Origin of the sequence: Mycoplana sp. BE70, from assembly GCF_031455855.1 — a bacterium.
GTDB lineage: Bacteria > Pseudomonadota > Alphaproteobacteria > Rhizobiales > Rhizobiaceae > Mycoplana.
The window spans coordinates 451197-474444 of record NZ_JAVDTM010000002.1 but is presented as its reverse complement, the minus strand read 5'-3'; the positions used below and the strand labels follow the sequence as shown (position 1 = coordinate 474444).

Genomic DNA, 23248 nt, shown 5'->3' with positions numbered 1-23248 from the left:
CAAGGGCCGGATCTAAGTCCGAGCCCAGACTGCTGACATACTAACAGTTGCCTCCGTCACCCGGATTTGATCGGGATCCAGTTGCGCCGCGTTCGCGGCGCAAAAGAGGCTTTTTGCGCTCAAACACTTGAGCGCACTGGATGCCGGATCGAGTCCGGCATGACGGAGTCGCGCGGGTGCGGTAAGTTTTCACAACCTCGCTTGCAAAAGCACAAGGACAACGGACGCATCGCGTGCGACTTTGCCTCCGCGACGCATCTTGGGGGGAAGTGCGCTGCCAAGAACGAACAGCCGGACACGAACCGGCGCGCTTTACAGGAACCCCTCGCGCGCGAAAGGCATCGTATGCATCGATGCGCTACGCTTTGCTGGCCTGGGGCTGGGGGATGAAAGGCCGGTCGCTTTGAGCGCCGGCCTTCTTTGTATCCTGCTCGTCGTGAACGGTGGGGCGGTCGCAGCGCCCCACCCCAAGGCCTCACATCTGGTCGAAGTCGACCACGACATGGGCGCTTTTCGGATGCGCCTGGCAGGTCAGCACAAAGCCGGCTTCCACTTCCCAGGGCTCCAGCGAATAATTGACCTCCATCGGCGCCTCGCCCTCGACCACCTTGGCCCGGCAGGTCGAGCACATACCGCCCTTGCAGGCGAACGGCAGGTCCATGCCGGCGCGCAGGGCCGCGTCGAGGATCGATTCACCCTCGGCAACCGGCACCTCGCGGCGCTTGCCGTCGACCGTCAGGAGCGCGGTATGCGCCGGCGGTGCGTCGGGCGCGACCTTCACCGGCGCCCGCGGGCGGCCATTGAAGACCGAGACGAAGCGCTCGGTGTGGATGCAACTCTCGGCGATGCCGAGGTCCTTCAGTGTCGCCTCGAGATCATCGATCATGCCGGTGGGGCCGCAGATGAAGACGTGGTCAACCATCTTCGCCGGCACCATCGAGGTCAGCAGCACCCGTGCCTTCTCGCCGTCGAGACGGCCGTTGAGAACGGAAATATCCTGCTCTTCCTTGCTCAGCACGTGGAACACGGCGAGGCGGCCAAGGAAGCGGTCCTTCAGTTCCTCCAGCGCCGTGCGGAACAGCATGTCGCCGGTCGAGCGGTTGCCGTAGAATAGGAAGAAGTGGCTGTCGGGCTCCATCTCTAGCACGCCGCGCATGATCGACAGGATCGGCGTGATGCCCGAGCCGGCGGCAAAGCCGACATGGATGCGGCCATCACCGGGTGCGTTGGCGAGGCCGAAACGTCCGGTCGGCGTCATCACCTCCATCTCGTCGCCGGCCTTCAGCCCGTCGTTCACCCAGTTGGAGAAGATGCCGTCGTCGAGGCGCTTGATCGCGACCCGCAGGTCGCCGTCCTTCGGCCCGGAACAGATCGAATAGGAGCGGCGCAGGTCCTCGCCGCCGATCGTGGCGCGCAACGTCAGGTATTGGCCCGGCTCGAAACTATAGTCATCCGCCAGATCATCCGGCACGTCGAAGGCGACGGAGACGGCGTGGTCGGTCTCGCGCGTGATGTCGGCGACGCGCAGCCTGTGGAAGCGCGGGGCGTGCTGTGGAGCGGACGTCGGCGCATGGGCCTGGGCGGCGGTCGTGGTTTGTTGGGAAACGGACATCCGGATCACCTCGTCAATGACATTTGAAATAGTCGAAGGGCTCGCGGCAGTCCTGGCACTGCCAAAGAGCCTTGCAGGAGGTCGAGCCGAACTCGGCAAGCCGGTTTGTGCGGACGGACCCGCAACGGGGACATTGCACCTCGTCGGCGCCGAACAGGGCGCCGCGGCCGGCACGCTTTTCGGAGGGCGGGGCGATGCCGTATTCCTTCAGCTTGCGCTTGCCGTCCTCGGTCATCCAGTCGGTCGTCCAGGCGGGCGACAGCACCGTCGTCACCTTGACCCGGTCGAAGCCGGCCTTCTCCAGCGCCAGCTCCAGTTCCAGCGTGATCATGTTCATCGCCGGACAACCGGAATAGGTCGGGGTGATGAAGACTTCGAGCGCGCCGTCCTCGGCAATCTTCAGGTCGCGCAGGACGCCGAGATCATCGATCGACAGGACCGGGATTTCCGGGTCGGAGACGGTGGCGGCAACCGCACGTGCGTGCGCCAGCAGCGCGTCAGTGTCCGCCGGCGGAAAAGATGCCGGCATCGGCTGGCTTTCCCGCCCGGCCATCACCAGACCGCTCCGGGGATCGTGTGCTGGACGTGCTGCATTTCGGAGAGCAGGTGGCCGAGGTGCTCGCTGTGAATGCCGGTGCGGCCGCCCTTCTGCATCCAGCCGTCCTCGGGCGTCGTCAGTGTCGCTTCGTCGAGGACCGCCTTGACGTTGGCGCGCCACTGGTCGCGCAGGCTGCCAAGATCGACGGCGATGCCGGCGTCCACCAGAGCCTTTTCGGAGGCGTCCATCTCGAACAGCTCGCCCGTATAAGGCCAAAGCTCGTCGAGTGCCGCGGCGATGCGGGCATGGCTTTCCGTCGTGCCGTCACCGAGCCGGATCACCCACTCGGCGGTATGGCGCACGTGGTAGGCCATCTCCTTCTCGCTCTTGGCCGCGATCGCAGCGAGCGTCTCGTCCTCCGACTTCATCATCGCCCGCCAGTAGAGGTCGGCAAGGTTGGCGTAGAGGAACTGGCGCATGATCGTGCGGGCGAAATCGCCATTCTGCTGCTCGACGAGCAAAAGATTGCGATAGCCGCGCTCGTCGCGCCAGTAGGCGAAATCGTCTTCGGTCCGCCCCTCGCCCTCCGCCTCACCGGCGTAGGTGTAGAGCGAGCGCGCCTGGCCGATCAGGTCGAGCGCCATGTTGGCAAGCGCCATGTCCTCTTCCATCATCGGCGCGTGGCCGCACCATTCGGAGAGGCGATGGCCAAGGATCAGCGCGTCGTCGGCGCGGCGGAGCGTATAGAGAACGAGCGGCGTTTCGTTGACGCGAATGGTCTTCGCCATGGGTTTCCTCCAGGGTCGTCCGTCTTGGCGAACGATGAACGGGTCCTTCCGGCAGCGCACCACCGGGTCGTCATGCACGGATCGTCAGGCCATAAGCCTAAGCTTACATGTGGCCGACTTCCTCCGGCACGTCGTAGAACGTCGGGTGGCGATAGATCTTCGAAGCGGTCGGCTCGAACATCATGTCCTTGTCGGCCGGATCGGAGGCCGTGATCGCGTTCGACGGCACGACCCAGATCGACAGCCCTTCACCGCGACGGGTGTAGATGTCGCGGGCAGCCTGCAGCGCCAGCGTGGCATCGCTCGCATGCAGGGAACCGACATGCTTGTGGGCCAGGCCGTTGCGCGAGCGGATGAAAACTTCCCAGAGCGGAAAAATGTCCTTCATGTCCTGTTCTCCTTAAGCCGCTGCCTTGCGGGCGCGACGTTTTTCGGCGAAGGCGAGTGCGGCTTCGCGCACCCAGGCGCCTTCCGCATGGGCCTTGTTGCGAGCGGCGAGACGCTCCCGGTTGCACGGGCCGTTGCCGGAAATCACTTGCTTGAACTCGTCCCAGTCGATCGCGCCATATTCCCAGTGGCCGGTTTCCTCGTTCAACTTGAGGTCCGGGTCGGGCAGCGTCAGCCCGAGATAGTGGGCCTGCGGCACGGTGGCGTCGATGAATTTCTGGCGCAGCTCGTCGTTGGAGAAGCGCTTGATCTTCCAGCGGGTGGACTGGTCGGAATGCTGGCTTGCCGCATCCGGCGGGCCGAACATCATCAGGCACGGCCACCACCAGCGGTTCAGCGCGTCCTGCGCCATTTCCTTCTGTTCGGCATTGCCCTTCGACAGGGTCACCATGATCTCGTAGCCCTGGCGCTGGTGGAAGGATTCTTCCTTGCAGACCCGGATCATCGCCCGCGAATAGGGGCCGTAGGAACAGCGACAGAGCGGGATCTGGTTCATGATCGCAGCCCCGTCGACGAGCCAGCCGATCGCGCCGATGTCGGCCCAGGTGAGCGTCGGATAGTTGAAGATGGAGGAGTACTTCGCCTTGCCGGTCAAAAGCTGGTCGACCAGCTCCTCGCGCGAGACGCCGAGCGTTTCGGCGGCCGTATAGAGATAGAGGCCATGGCCGCATTCGTCCTGCACCTTGGCCAGCAGGGCCGCCTTGCGGCGCAGCGACGGCGCGCGGGTGATCCAGTTGCCTTCCGGCAGCATGCCGACAATTTCGGAGTGGGCGTGCTGGGAAATCTGGCGCGTCAGCGTCTTGCGGTAGGCTGCCGGCATCCAGTCGTTCGGCTCGATGCGATCTTCCGCATCGATGCGTGCCTGGAACTTTTCGAGCAGCGCCGCATCCTCGAGCTGGCGGTCGCCGGCATCGGGATTGGCGTTGAGAGCTTGCGTATACATGGCATCCTCCATCGAATGGGGGCACTATATGTAACAGAAATCAGTTCGACAACGATTTTTTGTAACACTTTGCGCTGCAACAAAGACACGTGGCTTTGAGCGTTGAAAATGAAAGGTTTTATACGAAACGGTCGGCCATCGAGATGCGCGACGGTTTCAGCGGTCCGTCCTCGTCCATGCCGTTCTGGTCGAGCCAGCGTTCCGACGCGGCGGCGAGATGGCGATAGAGCGCGGCGCACAGCTGCCGCGCCGCCGTCCCCGGCCAGTTCGCCGGCAGGATCGCCGCCGGCAGACCGGGATCGCGCAGCACGATGCGGCGATACTCGTAGATCATCAGCACGCGCGCCGTGATGGCGCCTAGATCGGACGGGTGCAGGCCCTGTTCGAGGGCGGCCAGCAGCGGGCTGAAATCGGCGATGAAATGGCGGTAGTGGTCGGCGAGGACGGCGAGCGGCCAGGCCCGTTCTGCAAGCGCGCGCATGTCGGCCTCCGAGCCTTGCGCCACAAGCCGTGGCTCATCGCGGGCGACCTCGGGGATGGTCCAGCCGGAGGGCGCAATCCAGGTTCCCGGCAAGGGAGCGCCATATCCGGCCTGCTCCAGCGCCTTGCGCAGGATGTCCCGGTCCGGCCCCGGCGCCGGCATCAGTATGGTAAAATGGCCATCCCAGTCGGCGACCTTCGGATTGTAGATACGGTTGGCCGCCTCGAAGAACGTCTCGCGTCCCTTCGCACCGAGCCGGTAGAAGCTGTTGCGGCCGACCTTATTGCGCTCCAGCCAGCCGTCCGCCGCCAGTCGCGACATCGCCGTCCGCACCACGCCGTCGGCGATGTCCAAGCCCTTGAAGAAGGAATTCAGCGTGCCGAGCCAGACCGAGCCGCCCCGCGGCAGCAAGGCGTCACCGTAAAAGGTGATTATGATCGACCAGGTGCGCGATGGCTGCGACTGCAGCCGGTCGAGCACCTGCGACAGTGCTTGCCGCAGGGCGGCTGCATCCGGCGGCTGTGTCCGGGTCTGTGTCGTCATCGCTGACCGATCTGGCTGATCTTGCCATCCGAAGCTTCGGGCAGGGCAACCTGCGGCGCGCCGGTCAGGATCAGGCTCGTGACCATGTCGGCATACGCCTCGCGCGTCAGCCCCTTGCCTTCGCGGAACCATAGGTAGTGCCAGTTGAGCATGCCGAACATCGACATGGTCAAGGGCTTCAGAAGCGGCCCCTTGCCAATCTCCGGCAGCGCTTCGGCCAGCGCGTCGGAAAGCAAGACGACAAGCTGGCGCTCCATCGCAAGCAGAACTTCGCGTCGGTCGTCGGAGAGGAGCTTCAGGTTGGCGATCTGTACTTGGTGCTCCGCATCGGCGTCGCGATATGCGTCAAGCAGGGCCATCGCAATCGCCCGAACCCGCAGCTTCGGATCCTCCGTCGAGGCGGAGGCCTGCCCCATCACCTCGACCAGCTCCTGCAGATGGTCGTTGAGGATGTCGAAGAGCAGCGCTTCCTTGTCCGGGTAGTAGTGGTAGAGAAGCGCCTTTGACACGCCACAGGCTTCCGCGATCATGTTGATCGAGGTTCCGGGAAAGCCGAAGCGGGCAAACAGCTCCGCCGAGCGCTGCAAGATCGCCAGACGCTTGGTGTCGTAGTCCTGGGCGCGGGTGCGGGCCATGTGCAGAAGTCCAATCGCTAGCCATTTTCGCCGCCGGCGCGCCGGCGCGCGGTATAGTTGCTTGATCGGTCTATCAATCGCCTGGGCCGGCGTAAAGTCGCGCCGGATCGGCGAACCGCCTGAAGCGTCAAGCGGAAATTATTGATTGACCAATCGGTCGGTTAATCATAACCTGACTTTCGCAAATTGCAAACTGGCCCTGTCGCGCCTCTTCGGGCGCCCGCCGAACCTGGACACTTTGGGAGGAGTTCCGATCATGACCTTCACGTCGACCCGTCGCGCGATTCTCGGCGCCGTCGCTGCCTCAGCCCTTCTTGCAGCAGGCGTTGCCCCGGTTGCCGCAGCCGACCCGATCAAGATCGGCTCCGTCGTGTCCGCCACCGGCTCCACCGCCTTCCTCGGCGATCCCGAAGCCAAGACGCTCAAGCTCGTCGCCGACCAGATCAACGCCAAGGGCGGCATTCTCGGCCGGCCGATCGAGCTGATCCTCTATGACGACGGCGGCGATGCCAACAAGGCGCTCACCTACGCCACCCGCCTGGTCGAGGACGACGGCGTCGTCGCCATGGTCGGCGGCACGTCGACAGGCGCCACGATGGCGATGGTCCCGGTGTTCGAGGATGCGGAAATCCCCTTCATCTCGCTAGCCGGCGCAATCGAGATCATCGACCCGGTCAATCCGTTCGTCTTCAAGACGCCGCACACCGACAAGACCGCCTGCATGAAGATCTTCGAGGACATGAAGGCGCGCGGCCTGATGAAGATCGGCATGATCTCCGGCACCGACGGCTTCGGCAAGTCGATGCGAAACCAGTGCATGAACGTGATCGGCGACTACGGCATCGAAGTGCTCGTCGACGAAAGCTATGGCCCGACCGACGCCGACATGACGCCGCAGCTGAACAAGATCAAGAACACGGAAGGCATCCAGGCAATCGTCAACCCGGGCTTCGGCCAGGGCCCGGCGATCGTGACGCGCAACTACGCGCAGCTCGGCCTGACCGCTCCGCTCTACCAGTCGCATGGCGTCGCCTCGAAAAGCTTCATCGAGCTGGCCGGCAAGGCGGCCGAGGGCGTGCGCCTGCCGGCGCCGGCGCTTTTGATCGCCGACAAGCTTGCCGACGACGACAAGCAGAAGCCGGTCGTCACCGCCTACAAGCAGGCCTACGAGGCCGCCACCGGCCAGCCCGTCTCGACCTTCGGCGGCTACGCCTATGACGGCCTGTCGCTGCTGGCCGCGGCGATTGAGAAAGCCGGCTCGGACGATCCGGCGGCGATCCGCGACGCGATCGAGGCGACGAACGGCTATGTCGGCGTGACCGGCATCTACACGATGTCGGCCGAAGACCACTTGGGCCTCGGCACCGAATCCTTCCGTCTGCTGCGGATCGAGAACGGCGACTGGGTGCCGGAGACGGCCGCGCAGTAAGTCGCGTCCCATTACAATCTTCGACGAGCGGGTAACCGGGCCATGAGCGAATTCCTGCAGCTGTTGATATCCGGGTTGACCGTGGGCGCCGTCTACGCGCTCGTCGCCCTCGGCTTCACGCTGATCTACAACGCCTCCGACGTGATCAACTTCGCCCAGGGCGACTTCGTCATGATCGGCGGCATGGGAACGGTGTTCCTCATGGCGGCCGGCCTGTCGCTGCCGATCGCGGCGCTGGTCGCCGTGATCGGCGCCGTCCTCGTCGGCCTGCTATTGCACCGGCTCGCGATCGAGCCGGCGCGCGGCGCCTCGCCCGTCACCCTGATCATGATCACGATCGGCGCCTCGATCTTCATCAAAGGCGTGGCGCAGATCGTCTTCGACAAGCAGTTCCACACCCTGCCCGCCTTCTCCGGCGCCGACCCGATCAATATCGCCGGCGCCGCCATCCTGCCGCAGAGCCTCTGGGTCCTCGCCGGCGCTATCATCCTTTTCGTCGCGCTCTACCTCTTCCTGACGCGCACGCTGACCGGCAAGGCGCTGATCGCCACCGCCGCCAACCGGCTCGCCGCCCGCCTCGTCGGCATCAACGTCCGTGTCATGCTCGGCCTCGCCTTCGGGCTGTCGGCCGCGATGGGCGCGCTTGCCGGCATTCTCGTCGCACCGATCACCCTGACCCGCTACGACATCGGCACGATCTTCGCGCTCAAGGGCTTCGCCGCCGCCATGGTCGGCGGCATGGGCTCGCCGCAGGGTGCCCTCGTCGGCGGGTTGTTGATTGGCATTCTGGAAGCGTTCGGCGCCGGCTACATCAGCTCGGCCTACAAGGACGCCGTCGCCTTCCTCGCCATCCTGCTTGTGCTGTTTGTCATGCCGCGCGGCCTGTTCGGCTCGAAGAGCGTGGAGCGCGTCTGATGGCGAAGTCGCTGCTCAATAGCCGCTTCCTGCCGCTTGTCGTACTTGCGGTCATCATCGCGATCGTCCCCCTCGTCGCGCCGTCCGGCTTCTATCTGCGCGTCGCGGCTCTCGTCTGGACCTTTTCGCTCGCCGCGATGGGCCTGACGATCCTGATGGGCTATGCCGGGCAGGTCAGCCTCGGCCACGCCGGCTTTCTCGGCATCGGCGCCTATTCGGTGGCGCTCGGCCCTGAATATCTTGGCCTGCATCCGCTGGCAGCCCTCGTTCTCGGCGCCGTGCTTGCCGGCCTGATCGCCTGGATCGTTGGCAAGCCGATCCTGAAGCTGAAGGGCTACTATCTGGCGATCGCCACGCTCGGTTTCGGCATGATCGTCTCGCTCGTCATCACCGGCGAGAGCGATTTCACCGGCGGTCCGGACGGCATGAAGGTCGCGCGGGCGACGCTGTTCGGGCTGAAGCTCTCCGGGGCGTCCACCTGGTACTGGGTGACCGCCGGCGTCATGCTCGTCGGCGCCGCGATCGCGCTGAACATCGGCGCAAGCCCCACGGGCCGCGCCCTGCGCGCACTCCATGACAGCGAGGTCGCCGCGTCCGCCACCGGCATCGACGTAGCCTCGAAGAAGCTCAACGCCTTCGTGCTCGCTGCGATTTACGGCGCGGTTGCCGGCGGCCTGATCGGGTTGATGAACGGCCTTGTGACCCCCGACGTCGCCGGCTTCATGAACTCGATCGAACTCGTCGCCATGGTCATCATCGGCGGCCTCGGTTCCGTCTTCGGTGCGGTGGTCGGGGCTGCCTTCCTGGTGGTGCTGCCGCAGGCGCTGACGGCGCTGCACGACTACGAACAGATGGTACTCGGCCTCCTGATCATGGTCTTCATGATCTTCCTGCCGGCCGGCATCGTGCCTGCATTGCGCAAGGTTTGGACGGAGCGTGCGGCATGAGCATTCTCCAGGTCGAAAACACCGGAATTTCCTTCGGCGGCCTCGTCGCGGTCGACAATGTCTCCTTCGCGGTCAAGCCGGGCGAGGTCTTCTCGATCATCGGCCCGAACGGCGCCGGCAAGACGACGCTGTTCAACATCGTCACCGGTGTCTACCAGGCCGACCGCGGCACCGTCATGCTGGACGGCGAGAAGGTCAGCGGTGTCGCCCCCCACCTGCTTGTCAAGCGCGGCATGGTGCGCACCTTCCAGAACCTGCAGATCTTCTTCCGCATGACGGCGCTGGAAAACGTTATGGTCGGGTTCCACCTGACCGAGAAGACGTCGTTCCTGTCCGACCTGCTCGGCCTGCCGGGCGTGGCCCGCCAGAACCGCACCACCCGCGAGGCTGCGCTGCAACTCCTCGACCGCGTCGGCCTTGCGCGTTACGCCGACATGTCGGCCGGCTCCCTTCCCTACGGCGCCCTGAAGCGCCTCGAGATCGCCCGCGCGCTCGCGTCCGAGCCGAAGGTGCTGCTCCTCGACGAGCCGGCCGCCGGTTGCAACGCCGTTGAGAGCGAGGCGATCGACCAACTGATCAGCGAGATTGCCGCAAGCGGCATCGCCGTCGTCCTGATCGAGCACGACATGAAGCTCGTCATGCGCATCTCCCACCGCATTCTCGTGCTGGCCGAGGGCAAGCGACTTGCCGAAGGCACCCCCGAGACCGTCCGCAACGACCCGGCGGTGATCGCCGCCTATCTTGGTGAACATGGCGCAAGGGAGGCGGATCGTGCTCAAGGTTGAGGGACTGAATTCCGCCTACGGCCGCATCCGCGTGCTGCACGACGTGTCGCTGGACATCGGCAACGGCGAGGTGGTGGCGATCGTCGGCTCGAACGGTGCCGGCAAGACGACGCTGCTGCGCGCGCTTTCGGGCGTGCAGCCGATCCTGTCGGGCCGTATCCAGCTGGCAGGCAAGGAGATCCAGAAGTTGCCGCCGCACGAGCGCGTCGCCCGGGGCCTCGTGCAGTCGCCGGAGGGACGGCAGATCTTCGGCCCGCTCAGCGTCGAGGACAATCTTCGCCTCGGCGCCTTCCGCCGCGGCCGCGACCGGACCGACGAGAGCCTCGCCGACGTCTATGCCATGTTCCCGATCCTTGCCGAGAAGCGCGCCCAGCCCGCTTCCGGCCTGTCAGGCGGCCAGCAGCAGATGCTGGCGATCGGGCGCGCCCTGATGGCCGAACCGGAGTTGCTGCTGCTGGACGAGCCCTCGCTCGGCCTATCGCCGCTTCTGATCGACCAGATCCTGGCCGCTGTCACCAACCTGAAGGCGCGCGGTATGGCGATCCTGTTGGTCGAGCAGAACGCATCGGCCGCGTTGGCAATCGCCGACCGCGGCTATGTGCTGGAAACCGGCGAGGTGGTCCTTGCCGGCGCGGCGAGCGCGCTGCTGACCGATCCGAAGGTCATGGAAGCCTATCTGGGATTGTAGCGGATAGCGCGACCCGCATCCGGAGCGGAGTTGCGGTCTGTCATCGCGGCGGCGCGTGCCTCCGATCAGGCCGTGCTCCCGTTTGTCGCTGTCGGTCTGCAGAAATCAGTAGAACACGTGGATGGGCCAGGCCGTGTGCTCCTGCCGCGCCTTCTGGGGAACGGCCGGCTTCAGCAGGTCCAGCAGCCTTATGCGGATCCTGGTCTCGGCCGGAGCTGGGTCCCGTTTGTCGGCTTCGCCTTCATCGGCTTGTCTCGGAATCGGCGACAGATAGCCGAGAGTCATTCCGCCCATATAGAACATGCATCCACCCCCGTCGTGCCCGACCGTTAACGGTCCAGCAACGATCATGGCAAAATCGTGGCGCGTGTCAATAGTCTATAGATTTGGTGGTTTAATCCGTTACGATCGGCCGACGACCTTCTTTGCCGGTTCGTCCTCTTCGGCCAGGCCGGCCACGCCGGGCGCGGCGACGAATTGTTCCAGCGTCATCGTGTCGAGGATGGCGGCGATGGCATCGCGCACTTCCGTCATCGAGCGGCGCACCTGGCAGGTCTCGGGGTCGGCGCAATCGTCGCAGGCTTCGTAGGCCGTACGGCTGGCGCAGCGGATCGGCGCCAGTGGCCCGTCGAGGACGCGGATGGCGTGGCCAATGCGGATTGCCGACGCCGGCTGTGACAGCGCATAGCCACCCCCCGGCCCTTTCTTGGACCGAAGGATGCCGGCATTGCGCAGTTCGAGCAGGATGGTGTCGAGAAACTTCTTCGGAATGTTGTTGCGCAGCGCGATCTCGCTGACGAATGCGGTTTCGCCGGGTGCAAGCCGCGCCAGGTCGACCAGAGCCTTCAGCCCGTACTTGCCCTTTTTCGTCAGCATGCCCGCCTGCTTTCTGCCTGCAAATCGACATTCGCCGGGTCGCGCACCAGGCGCACCCGCTTCCAGGAATTCACCCGTGTGTTCGGGGGATGATCGTCAGCCACCCATTACGGATGATTCCGACGCATTTTAGGCGCCAAGTGCTAAAAACGTATAAAAAATATGTATTTTATCGCAACTGCTTATGCAAGCCGACGGGTGTAAGGATAGCCACTCCCTGCTCGGTTTGCACGGAGCGCTGCCAAATGCATCCCGGCGGGTCGATCAGCCCCGCACAGCCTCGTCGCGCGTCGCATCCGCCAGGTGCCGGCGGCGAAGTTCGGCCTGGACCTCGTCCTGGAAATCCAGCACCTGCAGGCGCATTTCCGCCTCGGCGCAGCCAAGCGCCAGCAATTCGTCGGCAAGCTTGCGGCATTCCGTGCGCCAGTACCGCTGGGCCGCTTCGCCATGCAGAGCCTCCAACTCGGCAGCACAGCGCCGGACGATCCCCGTCCGCCGGGCCATCGGAAACGGCACTGGGCCAGTGCGCGATGTCAGGCCGATGTTTACAGATGCTGCGGTCATGTATGCTGTCCCCTCATGTGCGGTAAGTCCTGCATACGGGGCGCATGGTTAACGTCAGGTTTCCGGTCCGGTTGTGCTGTGCCGAAGCGGCTTGATGCAGATACGACAGAGTTGCCTACAGCAGGGCGGTGGGGATGTTTGTGGCGCCGCTATCCTTGACAGCCTGCATGACCACGAAGGTTGAGGTGTTGGCGACATTCGGCAGGCTGGAGATCTTTTCGCCCAGCACCTCGCGATATTTGCGGATGTCGGAGGTCCGCACCTTGAGCAGATAGTCGAAGGAGCCGGCGATCATGTGGCATTCCTCGACCTCCTGGATGCGGCGCACGGCGTTGTTGAAGGCCTCCAGCGCCTTTTCGCGCGTGTCCGAAAGCTTCACCTCGGCAAAGGCGATGTGGTCGAGGCCGAGCTTGCGCAGGTTGATCTCGGCATGGAAGCCGAGGATGAAGCCCTCGTCGATCAGCCGCTTCAGGCGCGCCTGGCAGGGAGTCTTTGACAATCCCACCCGCTTGGACAACTCTGTCACCGAGAGCCGGCCGTCCTGGCTGAGGACGTCGAGGATGCGAATGTCGAACTGATCCAAATCGTCGGTAGTTTGCGTCTTTGCCATTCATTCAGCCTTTCAAGTCGTCGATAAATAGATCGATCGGCCTAAATGAAGCGAAAATCAAGTCAACATGGTTTCAGCTTCGGTGCTACCATCCGGATGCTGCGCAATGTCACCATCCGGTGCGGGCGCGGCCAGGCCGGACGACCGGCTGAAACGACCAATCACCGACGAGCGCGCCACGATGATCAAGACCTCCTCCTCTCCGGAAACCGCCGGCTCCGCCGGTGAACGTCGCCCCTTTGCCGATTTTGCCCCGCCGATCCGCGAGCAGGGTCCGCTGCGCCAGGCGATCACCGCCGCCTATCGCCTGCCCGAGGCCGAAGCGCTGGCGCTGCTGCTAGAAGCCGCTACGGTCACGCCTGAACAGCGCGCCGCCATTGCCGCCACCGCCGGCAAGCTGATCAGCGCGCTGCGCGCCAAGCACAAGGGCACCGGCGTCGAGGGCCTGGTGCAGGAGTATTCCCTGTCGAGCCAGGAGGGCGTGGCGCTGATGTGTCTCGCCGAGGCATTGTTGCGCATTCCGGATACCGCGACGCGCGACGCGCTGATTCGCGACAAGATCGCCGATGGCGACTGGAAGTCCCATATCGGCGGCGGTCGCTCGCTCTTCGTCAACGCCGCCACCTGGGGCCTCGTCGTCACCGGCAAACTGACCGGCACCGTCAACGATCGCGGCCTGTCGGCAGCCTTGACCCGCCTCATCGCCCGCTGCGGCGAGCCGGTCATCCGCCGCGGCGTCGACATGGCCATGCGCATGATGGGCGAGCAGTTCGTCACCGGCGAAACCATCGACGAGGCCGTCACCCGCGCCCGTGCGCTGGAGCAGAAGGGCTTCCGTTACTCCTACGACATGCTGGGCGAGGCCGCGACGACCGCTGCCGATGCCGAGCGCTACTATCGCGACTACGAAAATGCCATCAATGCGATCGGCCGGGCTTCGGCCGGCCGCGGCATCTATGAGGGCCCGGGCATCTCCATCAAGCTGTCCGCCCTGCATCCGCGCTATTCGCGCGCCCAGGCCGAGCGGGTCATGGACGAACTCCTGCCCAAGGTGAAGGCGCTGGCACTGCTGTCGAAGACCTACAACATTGGTCTCAACATCGACGCCGAAGAGGCCGACCGGCTGGAGCTGTCGCTCGACCTGCTTGAGAGCCTCTGCGTCGACCCGGATCTGGCCGGCTGGAACGGCGTCGGCTTCGTCGTGCAGGCCTATGGCAAGCGTTGCCCGTTCGTGCTCGACTTCATCATCGATCTCGCCCGCCGCTCGAACCGCCGTATCATGGTGCGCCTCGTCAAGGGCGCCTATTGGGACGCGGAGATCAAGCGCGCGCAGGTCGATGGGCTGGCGGAGTTCCCCGTCTACACCCGCAAGATCCACACCGACGTCTCCTACATCGCCTGTGCCAAGAAGCTCCTGGCGGCGACCGACGCGGTGTTCCCGCAGTTTGCCACCCACAACGCCCAGACGCTGGCGACGATCTATCATCTTGCCGGCCCGGATTTTTCCGTCGGCAAGTACGAGTTCCAGTGCCTGCACGGCATGGGCGAACCGCTCTATGACGAGGTTGTCGGCAGCGGCAACCTGAACCGGCCCTGCCGCATCTATGCGCCGGTCGGTACCCACGAGACGCTGCTGGCCTATCTTGTCCGCCGCCTCCTGGAGAACGGCGCAAACTCCTCCTTCGTCAACCGCATCGCCGACCCGGCCGTGTCGATCGACGATCTGATCGCCGACCCGGCGGAGGTCGTTCGCTCGATGGCCGTCGTCGGCGCGCGCCACGACCAGATCGCGCTGCCTGCTAACCTTTACGGTGCGCGGCCGAACTCCGCCGGTTTTGACCTTTCCGACGAGACCGCCCTCGCCTCGCTCAGCGAAGCGCTCGAAGCCAGCGCGGCGGTCGCCTGGAAGGCCGAGCCGCAGCTTGCCACCGGTGTCGCCGGCGGCGAGACCCGCCCCGTCCTCAACCCGGGCGACCTGGGTGATGTCGTCGGCCAGGTCACCGAAGCCTCCGATGAAACCGCGCGCAAGGCCGTTGGCCTCGCAGCCGCTGCCGCGCCGCGCTGGGCCGCCGTTTCGCCGGCCGAGCGTGCCGCTTGCCTCGAGCGGGCCGCCGATGCGATGCAGGCGCGCATGCCGACGCTGCTCGGCCTGATCGTCCGCGAGGCGGGCAAGTCGCTGCCGAACGCCATTGCCGAAGTGCGCGAGGCGATCGACTTCCTGCGCTACTACGCCGACCAGGCACGCCGCACCCTCGGCCCGGCGCATGCGCCGCTCGGCCCGGTCGTCTGCATCAGCCCGTGGAACTTCCCTATGGCGATCTTCATCGGTCAGGTCGCCGCCGCCCTGGTCACCGGCAATCCGGTGCTCGCGAAGCCGGCCGAGGAGACGCCGCTGATCGCCGCCGAAGGCGTGCGCCTCTTGCATGAGGCGGGTGTTCCCGCCGAGGCGCTGCAGCTGCTTCCGGGCGACGGCCGTGTCGGTGCTGCGCTCGTTGGGGCACCGGAAACCGCCGGCGTCATGTTCACCGGCTCGACCGAGGTCGCCCGCCTGATCCAGGCGCAGCTCGCCGGGCGGCTTTCGGCCGATGGCCGGCCGATCCCGCTGATCGCCGAGACCGGCGGCCAGAACGCCATGATCGTCGATTCGTCCGCGCTCGCCGAACAGGTCGTCTTCGACGTGATCGCCTCCGCCTTCGACAGCGCCGGTCAGCGCTGCTCGGCACTGCGCGTGCTCTGCCTGCAGGACGACGTCGCCGACCGCACGCTGACGATGCTCAAGGGCGCATTGCACGAGTTGAAGATCGGCCGCACCGACAAGCTGTCCGTCGACATCGGCCCGGTCATCACCGCCGAGGCCAAGGGCATCATCGAGGGGCACATCGAAGGCATGCGCGGCAAGGGCCGCAGGGTCGAGCAGATCAGCCTCGATGCCGCGACGGCGAAGGGTACGTTCGTCCCGCCGACGATCATCGAGCTCGGCGGCATTTCGGAACTGAAGCGCGAGGTCTTCGGTCCGGTCCTGCACGTCATCCGCTACAAGCGCGACGACCTGGACCGGTTGCTCGACGACATCAACGCCACCGGCTATGGCCTGACCTTCGGTCTGCACACGCGCCTCGACGAGACGATCGCCCATGTGACGAGCCGGGTGAAGGTGGGCAATATCTATGTCAACCGCAACGTCATCGGCGCCATCGTCGGCGTCCAGCCCTTCGGCGGCCGCGGCCTGTCCGGCACCGGCCCGAAGGCCGGTGGCCCGCTCTATCTAGGCCGACTGGTCAAGACCGCGCCGATCCCGCCGCAGCACAGCTCGGTGCACACCGACGCGGCCCTTTCGGACTTCGCCAAGTGGCTCGGCCAGCGTGGCATGAACGCGCTGGCGCAGGCCGCCCGCGATACTGGAAGTGCTTCGGCGCTGGGCCTCGACATCGAGCTGCCCGGCCCGGTCGGTGAGCGCAACCTCTATGCGCTGCATCCGCGCGGCCAGATCCTTCTGGTGCCGCAGACGGAAGCCGGTCTCTTCAGCCAGATCGTTGCAGCGCTTGCAACCGGCAACCGGGTTGTGATCGATGCGGCCTCCGGCCTGCAGGCATCGCTCAAGGATCTGCCGGCGAGCGTTGCCGGCCGCCTTGCCTGGTCGAACGACTGGGCCAAGAGCGGCCCCTTCGCCGGCGCGCTGGTGGAGGGCGACGGCGAGCGCATTCGTGCCGTCAACGAGAAGATCGCAACCCTGCCCGGCCCGCTGGTGCTCGTCCAGGCGGCGTCGACGGAGGCGCTTGCGGCGCAGAACGCGGATGCCTACTGCCTCAACTGGCTGCTGGAGGAAGTCTCGACCTCGATCAACACCACCGCCGCCGGTGGCAATGCCAGCCTGATGGCAATCGGCTGACTCTGTGCGCTCCCCGCCCCGGACCTGCTCCGGGGCTGGGCGAAAGAACACGAAAGAAAATGGCGGCTCCGGTGAGCCGCCATTTTTGTTTCTTGATTGGCAATCGCTCGAAGGGGCGAGCCTTTAGCCCGGCCGAGCTTCAAAGTTCGCCCGGCCGCAGCGGCGCATAGTCGGCGGCATCGACCGCCGTCGGCCGCCCCTCAAGCTTCAGCTCGCTGAAGCGTGGCGCCGAGCGGGCGATGACCTTGCCGCGCCGCATGACGACGAGGCGATTGGCCTTCAGCCGCAGCGCTTCCAGCGTATCGCGTGCCTGCAGGATCACCAGGTCGGCGTTGCAGCCCTTTTCCAGGCCATAACCCTGCAGCCCCATCGTCTTGGCCGAATTGACCGTCAGCGCGTCGAAAATCTTCCGCTTGTCCTCGATGCCGGCCATCTGTGCGACGTGGATCGCCATGTGGCCGACCTCGAGCAGGTCGCCGGAGCCCATCGAGTACCACGGGTCCATAACGCAGTCGTGGCCGAAGGAGACGTTGAGGCCGGCCTCCATCAGTTCGCGCACGCGCGTCATACCGCGGCGCTTGGGGTAGGTGTCGTGCCGGCCCTGCAGCATGATGTTGATCAGCGGGTTCGGGATGACGTTGATCTCCGCCTCCGCCATCAGCGGAATGAGCTTGGAGACGTAGTAGTTGTCCATCGAGTGCATCGAGGTCAGGTGCGAGCCGGCGACGCGGCCCTGCAACCCGTAGCGCACCGTCTCGGCGGCGAGCGTTTCGATGTGGCGCGACATTGGATCGTCGGTCTCGTCGCAGTGCATGTCGACCGGCAGGCCGCGGTCGGCGGCGATCTTGCAGAGTGCGGACACCGACGCCGCGCCGTCGGCCATGGTGCGCTCGAAATGCGGGATGCCGCCGACGATGTCGAGGCCCATGTCGAGCGCACGGTTCAAGGATTCTACGCCGTCCTTTGCACGGTAGTAGCCGTCCTGCGGGAAGGCGACGAGTTGCAGGTCGATATAGGGGGCGACCTTCTCGCGCACCTCGATCAGCGCCTCGGCGGTGACGAGTGCCGGATCGCTCGTGTCGACATGGCTGCGGATGGCGAGCAGGCCCTGGGCGACGGCCAGATCACAATAACGCAGGGCGCGCTCCACCAGCGCCTCGCGCGTCAGCGTCGGGCGCAGCTCGGCCCAAAGCGCGATGCCCTCGAGCAGCGTGCCGGAGACGTTCATGCGCGGCAGGCCGAGTGAGAGCGTCGCATCCATGTGGAAATGCGGGTCGACGAAAGGCGGCGTCACCAGCCGCCCGCTCGCCTCGATCACCTCGCCGGCCTCTGCCTCGATCCGCGGCCCGACGTCGACGATCTTGTCGCCCTTGATTGCAATGTCGATGCCCTCGCGACCGTCGGGGAGATTGGCATTCTTGATCAGCACGTCGAACATGGGGGCACCTGTATAAATGGACGGAGGAAGACTCACGTGAGCTATCGGGAGGTTGTCGATTCGGCCCGGCCGGAAATTCTGAGCTTGTCGAAGCTTCAGTGATTCGCGGAGGCCAAATTGAACATTCACAAGAATGCCCGTTTGACGCCGTTGCGTCGAGAGGAGATGGCCGCGCCGTTGTTGAAGGCTACCTTTGCAAAGCCCATGCGCCGCAGACCTAAGGCGTGGCGGTTACTGATCTTTCCCACACCAACTTCCCGGGCAAGGCGCGCATCGCCTGGCGCGGTGTCGAGGTCGCGGTCGATTTCAGGTCGAGATCCGGAAAGGTTTGCACCGCCAGCCTTGGCAGAATGAAAACCTCGATCGCCACCGTCGCCGTAGCCCGGTGGGACAACGTCTTCTCGACGTCCAGCACGCCGTGATAGCCGCCAGTGCTCGGGCGGTCCTTGAGCCGACCCGCCTTACAGGACGTCGACAGCCTTCCCGAAACGCGCCTGCTTTCCATCATCGAGAACCAGGTCGACCGTCAGCGACGAATTCCTGCTGACGATCGTCTCGATCTCCGCCTGTCCCACGAGACTGGCCGCCGTCGAGAAGGCATCCGCCGTCGTCGCGTCGGGAGCGATCACCGTCACGCGGCGATAGCGGGGCGGCATGGCGCCGGAGCGCGGGTCGAGGATATGACCGAAACGACCGGCCCGATCGAAATGGAAGCCGGCGGCGCTCGAGGTCGCAACCGCTTTGTCGATCACGCCGAGCACGGTGTCGGGCTGCGCGCCCGCTTCCGTATCGGCAAGCCCGATGCGCCAGGCGCTGCCGTCCGCCGTCGCGCCGATGGCGCGGTTCTCCCCCATGCTGACAAGGCTGCTCGTAATGCCCCCAGCGCGCAACAGGGCCACCACGCGATCGGTGACATAGCCTTGCGCGATGCCATTCAGCGTCAGCGCCATGTTCGGGCGCGCGAAAGCGATCCGGTCACGGCTGAAGCGAACGGCATCGAACCCTGTCCGTGTCTGCGCTTCCTTGAGGTCCTGCCGCGACGGACCAGCCGCGTCGGCCGCGGGCGAAGAGAAGTGCCGGGCGTAAAGTGCCCACAGCGGCTGGATGGTCGGATCGAAAACGCCGTCGGTCGCTTCCCAAGCCGTCCGGCAGGCGCCCAGAACCTCAACCAGTTCCGGCGGCGGCACGGCCAGGCCGCCAACCCTGTTCAACTCGTTGAGGGCGGAGGCTTCCCGATAGAGGCTGAAGATGGATTCCAGCCTGTCCACTTCGCTGACGACGCGGCTGATCAGCCGTTCGGCAGCACTTCGGTCGGGATGGTTGATGATCAGCGTTGCCGGTGCACCGAGCGCCTGACCCTTCCAGATGACCGGTTCCACTGCGGCCTTAGCGAGGTCGGAAACGGATAGCAGCGGCAGGCCGCCGACCGCCGCGATGATCGTGATTGCCCGACGCCGGGAGATCAACTCAGCCATGGTCCTGCCCATCCGTGCCTGTTGTTTCATCGGCGGCGCCGGCGTCCTCCGGAGAAGCCTCGGCGCCGGATCCGAGGATATAGTCGTGCGGCATCTCCTCGAAGCGCACCACGCGGCCGCCGTGCGTGCCCGCGAAGGCGCGGGCATCGGCCTCACTGGAGAAGGGCACCGCCTCCTCCGTGCCCATCCCGCCTCGCCGCGAGCTGCCGATCACGAAGAATGCCGTCTTCGCATCGATCCAGTTCTCCGCGCCCGGCTCCTCCCAGTTCGGAGCCTTGCCCATGTCCGAGACATAGATTGCCGCAATATCGCGAGGTTCCTCGGGCAACATGGTGAATGCGAGCGTATCGCGCGCCGAGGAAAACCAGATGGCCTCCGGAACCTGCTGCAGGATGATCTGCCCCTTCGGGCCGGGATGCTCGAGCACGTTCATGCCGCAATAGCGGCCCATCGCATCCTCCGTCAGGGCAAACGGAGGCGGGGCGGCCACGTCCTCCTGCTTGTTGCAGGATGCCAGGAGAAGTGCGGCGCCCAGGACGGCGCACAGGACAGAAGGCTTCATACTTCCCTCCTCGAAAAGACGATATTCGCCCAGCCGAGCGGCACGGCGATCCAGGCGATCAGTGCCCCGATCAAAATCGGAGCCGACAGGCCGGTGTGGCCGGCGATCCCGCCCATGCCGGACAGGGCTGCGGTGTTGCCGGAGCCGAGGTTGAGCAGACGATAGGCGTCGGTCGGGTTGGCGACCAGCAACAGATCGAGGAGCAGCGCCGGAACGGCATGGCCCTGGGCCGCCACCAGCCCGCCGAGCAGAGCCATGTCGTAGATGAGGACGAAAAACAGCCAGATGCCAATGGCTATTCCGCCGGCCGTGCTGCGCTCCCGGGCAAGCGTACTGGTGAGATAGCCGATCGCAAGAAACACCGCCCCAAGCAGGACCGAGGATGCGACCATGAAGAGAAACGCCTGCCAGCTTTCGACGCTGATCTCAGAGCCGGTTATCGTCAGTGCCGCAGCCGCCGCGCCGTAACCGAACAGGGTGGCAAATGCGAGGATCGCCAGATGGCCGAGGAACTTTCCGAAAACCACCTCGCTGCGTCCGAGCGGATAGCTCAAAAGCAGCAACAGCGTCCCGCGCTCGGCCTCGCCGACAATCGCGTCGTGCGAAAGCAGCAGCGCAATCAGCGGCACCAGGAAGATCGTCAGGCTGGAAAGGCTGACGATGACGATGTCGAGGCGGTTGACGCCAACATTGCCGGTCGGCGCACTGCCGAGAAACGACAGCGTCAGCGCCAGCGTCGCCAGCAGCAGCGTGGTGGCAAGGACCCAGCGATTGCGCAGGCCTTCCTGGATTTCCTTGCGGGCAACGATCAGGACGTTCATCGGCTCATCTCCTGGCCGTCGAGAAAGTGGGCATAGAGATCGTCGAGCGTCGGCTCTGTGATGGTCAGACCGGCAAGCGGTGACGGCGGCGCGGTGATGTCGCCAAGCAGTGCGATCTTGTCTTCCGGCGAGACGTCGGCCTCGAAGATCCCGTTTGTCCCCGGCTTCCAGCGGCCGTTGCCCTGAGCCCAGGCCGGAACCGGCGCGTCCTTGGCGAGCTTGACGCTGATCCGGGTCGGCAGCCGCGCAATGCGCCGCAGATCGTCCAGCGTGCCGTCGGCGATCTTGATGCCCTTGTTGAGGATGATCACCCGATCCGCCCTGTCTTCGAGCTCGGTCAGCGCGTGCGAGGACAGGAGCACCGTCGTCCCACGCGTGCGAAGGTCGGTGATCAGGTCGTAGAAACTGCGCCGCAAGGCCGGATCGAGCCCGCTTGTCGGTTCGTCGAGCAGCAGGACGCGGGGCTCGCCGAGCAGCGCCTGGGCAAGGCCCAGCCGCTGGCGCATGCCCTTCGAGTAGGTCCGCACCGGCCGGGCGGCCGCCTGCGGCGCTAATCCGACCCGCTCGAACAGCGCGTCGGTGGAGGCGATATCGACGCGTTTCAGCCGGGCGTAGAAGGCCAGCGTTTCCCGCCCCGTCAGGGCCATGTGAAAGGACACGCTTTCGGGCAGGTAGCCGAGACGCTTACGCGCCATGACGTCACCCTTGCCGGGGTCCTCGCCGAGCATGCGAACGCTTCCCGCGGTGGGGCGGATGAGGCCGAGCATCATCTTGATGAGCGTCGTCTTGCCGGCGCCGTTATGGCCGACGAGCGCAACGGTCTCGCCCCCCTCGAGCGTCAGGGCGACATCCCGCACGGCATCGACCTTGCCATAGCGCTTGGACACGCCCTCGATATTCACGGTTGCCGTCACGGCTTTGCGCTCCTGTCTGCAATCGGTGCCATCAGCGGGTGGCTGTCGACGACGCCCCCCGGCAGCAACGCCGGAAACTGGGACTGTGCCCAACGGATGACCTGGACGGCCGGGCTGGTGGTGAGCAATTTCGCCTGTGGCGCGGTCCAGAGCACCCGATCGATCAGATCGTTCGGACGATAGGGGTTGTCGCCGATGCCGTCGCCGTTGAGGTCGAAGGCGGGATTGTCACTCCAGTAGTTGCCGCGGCCGTCGCTCGACCAGTCGACAAAGCGGGTACCGACGTATTTGACCTGGTTGCGGTTGTCGATGAAGGCGTTGCCGCTCAATTTGTTGCCTTCCGACCCGGCGGTGAAGTGGATGCCGATGTTACACCCCTCGAAGCGGTTGTCGAAAAAACGATTGCGGTTGGCATTGTAGATGAAAACGCATTTTTCCGGGCCGAGCCGCTCGCGCTGATCCGCAGCAACCTCACCGGCGTCTTGCTTCGGCATGCCGTGTTCGCCGCTCTGCACGCCGGCCGACAACCAGCGATCGATGGGCTGCATGCGCCCCCTTACCATGTTGTCTCGGATTTCCGAACTGTTGGCGGCATTGAGAAGCAGGCCGTGGTCGCGGTCGCCATCGGAGACGTTGCCGCTGATCTTCAGCCGATTCGAATACATGATCGCATAGCCGACAGAGTTGCCGGTCGAGACGTTGTCCCTGATCTCGCTGTCGTTCGTATACATGTAGTGGATGGCGAAACGCAGATTGCGGAAGTGGTTGCCGCTGAAGACGTTCCGCTTGCTGGCTGTGGTGGCGATCCCGTCCCTGCCGAAGCTGATGTCGTTGTCCTGTACCTTGGCGCCGGGCGCATTCCATATCGTCACGCCGCTGCCGGCTTCGCTCAGCCGGCCACTCTTCAGGCCGACGATGCGGTTGCGCCGGGCAATCGAATCCACCGCGCCGTAGAGATAGATTCCGGACAGGTTGTCGGTCACCGTGTTGTCTTCGATGACGGCACCCATCGCGGTCTGGGCGGCATAGATGCCGGAATCGCGGGCGGGCAGTTCGCGACCTGATCCGCTGACCGCAAGCCCGCGCACCGTGACACCCTCCGCCTCGATCCTGATGACGCTCCCCCGGCCATTGCCGCGGACCGCTGCCCCTGGCTTCCCGACGAGCGTCAGCGGCTTGTCGATGACGACCGGCCCGATATGGTCGCCCGGCTCGAGGGTGAGGACATCGCCTGGCATCGCCGCATCGATGGCCTGCTGCAGCGGCCGGCCGTCAACCGGCGCCACGGCCAGGCTGGCGGCCACCGCCACGGCTGGAAGGGCGGCCAGAGCGGCCGCCATCCCTGCTG

General features: G+C 65.3%; 24 protein-coding genes and 1 pseudogene. 8 read left to right on the top strand and 17 right to left on the bottom strand.

Going from position 1 to position 23248, the window contains the following annotated elements; genetic code table 11:
* Positions 1-475: 475 nt before the first annotated feature.
* From paaE to J2Y48_RS05575, 7 genes are all read right to left on the bottom strand, one after another.
* Complete coding sequence (gene paaE, locus J2Y48_RS05605; protein WP_310413966.1) at positions 476-1612, bottom strand: 1,2-phenylacetyl-CoA epoxidase subunit PaaE; 1137 nt, start codon at positions 1610-1612, stop codon at positions 476-478.
* Between the two features lie 13 nt (positions 1613-1625).
* Positions 1626-2141 carry a 1,2-phenylacetyl-CoA epoxidase subunit PaaD gene (paaD, locus tag J2Y48_RS05600; protein ID WP_310413963.1) on the bottom strand — a complete coding sequence of 172 codons (516 nt, stop codon included), beginning with the start codon at positions 2139-2141 and terminating at the stop codon, positions 1626-1628.
* Between the two features lie 23 nt (positions 2142-2164).
* A complete protein-coding gene (paaC, locus tag J2Y48_RS05595) occupies positions 2165-2938 on the bottom strand; it encodes a 1,2-phenylacetyl-CoA epoxidase subunit PaaC (protein WP_310413960.1) in 774 nt (257 codons plus the stop codon).
* A 103-nt stretch (positions 2939-3041) separates the two neighbouring features.
* A complete protein-coding gene (paaB, locus tag J2Y48_RS05590; RefSeq protein WP_310413957.1) occupies positions 3042-3326 on the bottom strand; it encodes a 1,2-phenylacetyl-CoA epoxidase subunit PaaB in 285 nt (94 codons plus the stop codon).
* Positions 3327-3338: 12 nt separating this feature from the next.
* Entirely contained in the window at positions 3339-4328 is a 990-nt protein-coding gene (paaA, locus tag J2Y48_RS05585; RefSeq protein WP_310413955.1) for a 1,2-phenylacetyl-CoA epoxidase subunit PaaA, read from the bottom strand.
* 118 nt (positions 4329-4446) lie between these two features.
* Positions 4447-5352: a phenylacetic acid degradation operon negative regulatory protein PaaX gene (gene paaX, locus J2Y48_RS05580; protein ID WP_405030159.1), complete on the bottom strand. Its 906-nt coding sequence runs from the start codon at positions 5350-5352 to the stop codon at positions 4447-4449.
* Positions 5349-5987, bottom strand: coding sequence for a TetR/AcrR family transcriptional regulator (locus J2Y48_RS05575; protein WP_310413952.1), 639 nt, complete (start codon positions 5985-5987; stop codon positions 5349-5351). Before J2Y48_RS05575 ends, paaX begins: the two co-directional genes overlap by 4 nt.
* A 256-nt stretch (positions 5988-6243) precedes the next feature.
* Between J2Y48_RS05575 and J2Y48_RS05570 the strand changes: the two genes are divergently transcribed.
* Genes J2Y48_RS05570 through J2Y48_RS05550 form a run of 5 tightly spaced genes read left to right on the top strand, consistent with a single transcriptional unit; the run spans position 6244 to position 10751 of the window.
* A complete protein-coding gene (locus J2Y48_RS05570) occupies positions 6244-7416 on the top strand; it encodes an ABC transporter substrate-binding protein (RefSeq protein WP_310413950.1) in 1173 nt (390 codons plus the stop codon).
* Positions 7417-7458: 42 nt separating this feature from the next.
* A complete protein-coding gene (locus J2Y48_RS05565) occupies positions 7459-8331 on the top strand; it encodes a branched-chain amino acid ABC transporter permease (protein ID WP_310413947.1) in 873 nt (290 codons plus the stop codon).
* Positions 8331-9278, top strand: a complete 948-nt coding sequence (locus tag J2Y48_RS05560; protein WP_310413944.1) for a branched-chain amino acid ABC transporter permease — start codon at positions 8331-8333, stop codon at positions 9276-9278. The genes J2Y48_RS05565 and J2Y48_RS05560 overlap by 1 nt, the downstream gene beginning before the upstream one ends.
* Positions 9275-10063 (top strand): ABC transporter ATP-binding protein, encoded by a 789-nt coding sequence (locus J2Y48_RS05555; RefSeq protein WP_310413941.1) that lies wholly within the window; start codon positions 9275-9277, stop codon positions 10061-10063. Before J2Y48_RS05560 ends, J2Y48_RS05555 begins: the two co-directional genes overlap by 4 nt.
* Complete coding sequence (locus J2Y48_RS05550; protein WP_310413938.1) at positions 10050-10751, top strand: ABC transporter ATP-binding protein; 702 nt, start codon at positions 10050-10052, stop codon at positions 10749-10751. Before J2Y48_RS05555 ends, J2Y48_RS05550 begins: the two co-directional genes overlap by 14 nt.
* A gap of 105 nt (positions 10752-10856) precedes the next feature.
* On the opposite strand, the gene J2Y48_RS05545 is transcribed toward J2Y48_RS05550, so the two are convergent.
* The 4 genes from J2Y48_RS05545 to J2Y48_RS05530 all read right to left on the bottom strand — a co-directional run bounded on the left by J2Y48_RS05545 (position 10857) and on the right by J2Y48_RS05530 (position 12801).
* Positions 10857-11102, bottom strand: a complete 246-nt coding sequence (locus J2Y48_RS05545) for a hypothetical protein (protein WP_310413935.1) — start codon at positions 11100-11102, stop codon at positions 10857-10859.
* Between the two features lie 51 nt (positions 11103-11153).
* Complete coding sequence (locus tag J2Y48_RS05540) at positions 11154-11627, bottom strand: Rrf2 family transcriptional regulator (RefSeq protein WP_310413932.1); 474 nt, start codon at positions 11625-11627, stop codon at positions 11154-11156.
* Positions 11628-11891: 264 nt separating this feature from the next.
* A complete protein-coding gene (locus J2Y48_RS05535; protein ID WP_310413929.1) occupies positions 11892-12191 on the bottom strand; it encodes a DUF6074 family protein in 300 nt (99 codons plus the stop codon).
* Between the two features lie 115 nt (positions 12192-12306).
* On the bottom strand, positions 12307-12801 hold the full coding sequence (locus tag J2Y48_RS05530) for an Lrp/AsnC ligand binding domain-containing protein (protein ID WP_310413926.1): 495 nt from the start codon (positions 12799-12801) through the stop codon (positions 12307-12309).
* Positions 12802-12982: 181 nt separating this feature from the next.
* Here J2Y48_RS05530 and putA point away from each other — a divergent pair, with 181 nt between their 5' ends.
* Complete coding sequence (gene putA / locus J2Y48_RS05525) at positions 12983-16690, top strand: trifunctional transcriptional regulator/proline dehydrogenase/L-glutamate gamma-semialdehyde dehydrogenase (RefSeq protein ID WP_310414323.1); 3708 nt, start codon at positions 12983-12985, stop codon at positions 16688-16690.
* A 139-nt stretch (positions 16691-16829) separates the two neighbouring features.
* On the opposite strand, the gene J2Y48_RS05520 is transcribed toward putA, so the two are convergent.
* A complete protein-coding gene (locus J2Y48_RS05520; protein WP_310413923.1) occupies positions 16830-18128 on the bottom strand; it encodes an amidohydrolase family protein in 1299 nt (432 codons plus the stop codon).
* Positions 18129-18245: 117 nt separating this feature from the next.
* Here J2Y48_RS05520 and J2Y48_RS05515 point away from each other — a divergent pair.
* Together J2Y48_RS05515 and J2Y48_RS05510 are read left to right on the top strand one after the other, a co-directional pair.
* Positions 18246-18343 (top strand): annotated as a pseudogene (locus tag J2Y48_RS05515) (IS481 family transposase); the annotation flags it as partial.
* 9 nt (positions 18344-18352) lie between these two features.
* Complete coding sequence (locus J2Y48_RS05510; RefSeq protein WP_310413921.1) at positions 18353-18550, top strand: hypothetical protein; 198 nt, start codon at positions 18353-18355, stop codon at positions 18548-18550.
* A 39-nt stretch (positions 18551-18589) separates the two neighbouring features.
* Here the strand turns inward: J2Y48_RS05510 and J2Y48_RS05505 are convergent, their stop codons facing one another.
* The 5 genes from J2Y48_RS05505 to J2Y48_RS05485 are packed head-to-tail and all read right to left on the bottom strand — an operon-like array spanning position 18590 to position 23240.
* Positions 18590-19603, bottom strand: coding sequence for an FAD:protein FMN transferase (locus J2Y48_RS05505; protein WP_310413918.1), 1014 nt, complete (start codon positions 19601-19603; stop codon positions 18590-18592).
* Entirely contained in the window at positions 19596-20165 is a 570-nt protein-coding gene (locus J2Y48_RS05500; protein ID WP_310413915.1) for a nitrous oxide reductase accessory protein NosL, read from the bottom strand. The genes J2Y48_RS05505 and J2Y48_RS05500 overlap by 8 nt, the downstream gene beginning before the upstream one ends.
* Positions 20162-20986: an ABC transporter permease gene (locus J2Y48_RS05495; RefSeq protein WP_310413911.1), complete on the bottom strand. Its 825-nt coding sequence runs from the start codon at positions 20984-20986 to the stop codon at positions 20162-20164. The genes J2Y48_RS05500 and J2Y48_RS05495 overlap by 4 nt, the downstream gene beginning before the upstream one ends.
* On the bottom strand, positions 20983-21900 hold the full coding sequence (locus J2Y48_RS05490) for an ABC transporter ATP-binding protein (protein WP_310413909.1): 918 nt from the start codon (positions 21898-21900) through the stop codon (positions 20983-20985). The genes J2Y48_RS05495 and J2Y48_RS05490 overlap by 4 nt, the downstream gene beginning before the upstream one ends.
* The gene (locus tag J2Y48_RS05485) at positions 21897-23240 is read right to left on the bottom strand and encodes a nitrous oxide reductase family maturation protein NosD (protein ID WP_310413906.1); all 1344 of its coding nucleotides are present in this window, start codon (positions 23238-23240) and stop codon (positions 21897-21899) included. Before J2Y48_RS05485 ends, J2Y48_RS05490 begins: the two co-directional genes overlap by 4 nt.
* Positions 23241-23248: the final 8 nt, after the last annotated feature.

Excerpts from the sequence above, each read along its gene's own strand:
- J2Y48_RS05500 (WP_310413915.1), bottom strand. The coding sequence starts at position 20,165 with ATGAAGCCTTCTGTCCTGTGCGCCGTCCTGGGCGCCGCACTTCTCCTG.
- J2Y48_RS05560 (WP_310413944.1), top strand. The coding sequence starts at position 8,331 with ATGGCGAAGTCGCTGCTCAATAGCCGCTTCCTGCCGCTTGTCGTACTT.
- paaX (WP_405030159.1), bottom strand. The coding sequence starts at position 5,352 with ATGACGACACAGACCCGGACACAGCCGCCGGATGCAGCCGCCCTGCGG.
- paaE (WP_310413966.1), bottom strand. The coding sequence starts at position 1,612 with ATGTCCGTTTCCCAACAAACCACGACCGCCGCCCAGGCCCATGCGCCG.
- paaA (WP_310413955.1), bottom strand. The coding sequence starts at position 4,328 with ATGTATACGCAAGCTCTCAACGCCAATCCCGATGCCGGCGACCGCCAG.
- J2Y48_RS05545 (WP_310413935.1), bottom strand. The coding sequence starts at position 11,102 with ATGATCGTTGCTGGACCGTTAACGGTCGGGCACGACGGGGGTGGATGC.
- J2Y48_RS05565 (WP_310413947.1), top strand. The coding sequence starts at position 7,459 with ATGAGCGAATTCCTGCAGCTGTTGATATCCGGGTTGACCGTGGGCGCC.
- J2Y48_RS05535 (WP_310413929.1), bottom strand. The coding sequence starts at position 12,191 with ATGACCGCAGCATCTGTAAACATCGGCCTGACATCGCGCACTGGCCCA.
- J2Y48_RS05505 (WP_310413918.1), bottom strand. The coding sequence starts at position 19,603 with ATGGCTGAGTTGATCTCCCGGCGTCGGGCAATCACGATCATCGCGGCG.
- J2Y48_RS05530 (WP_310413926.1), bottom strand. The coding sequence starts at position 12,801 with ATGGCAAAGACGCAAACTACCGACGATTTGGATCAGTTCGACATTCGC.
- J2Y48_RS05520 (WP_310413923.1), bottom strand. The coding sequence starts at position 18,128 with ATGTTCGACGTGCTGATCAAGAATGCCAATCTCCCCGACGGTCGCGAG.
- J2Y48_RS05570 (WP_310413950.1), top strand. The coding sequence starts at position 6,244 with ATGACCTTCACGTCGACCCGTCGCGCGATTCTCGGCGCCGTCGCTGCC.
- putA (WP_310414323.1), top strand. The coding sequence starts at position 12,983 with ATGATCAAGACCTCCTCCTCTCCGGAAACCGCCGGCTCCGCCGGTGAA.
- paaC (WP_310413960.1), bottom strand. The coding sequence starts at position 2,938 with ATGGCGAAGACCATTCGCGTCAACGAAACGCCGCTCGTTCTCTATACG.
- paaD (WP_310413963.1), bottom strand. The coding sequence starts at position 2,141 with ATGCCGGCATCTTTTCCGCCGGCGGACACTGACGCGCTGCTGGCGCAC.
- paaB (WP_310413957.1), bottom strand. The coding sequence starts at position 3,326 with ATGAAGGACATTTTTCCGCTCTGGGAAGTTTTCATCCGCTCGCGCAAC.
- J2Y48_RS05575 (WP_310413952.1), bottom strand. The coding sequence starts at position 5,987 with ATGGCCCGCACCCGCGCCCAGGACTACGACACCAAGCGTCTGGCGATC.
- J2Y48_RS05540 (WP_310413932.1), bottom strand. The coding sequence starts at position 11,627 with ATGCTGACGAAAAAGGGCAAGTACGGGCTGAAGGCTCTGGTCGACCTG.
- J2Y48_RS05555 (WP_310413941.1), top strand. The coding sequence starts at position 9,275 with ATGAGCATTCTCCAGGTCGAAAACACCGGAATTTCCTTCGGCGGCCTC.
- J2Y48_RS05485 (WP_310413906.1), bottom strand. The coding sequence starts at position 23,240 with ATGGCGGCCGCTCTGGCCGCCCTTCCAGCCGTGGCGGTGGCCGCCAGC.
- J2Y48_RS05495 (WP_310413911.1), bottom strand. The coding sequence starts at position 20,986 with ATGAACGTCCTGATCGTTGCCCGCAAGGAAATCCAGGAAGGCCTGCGC.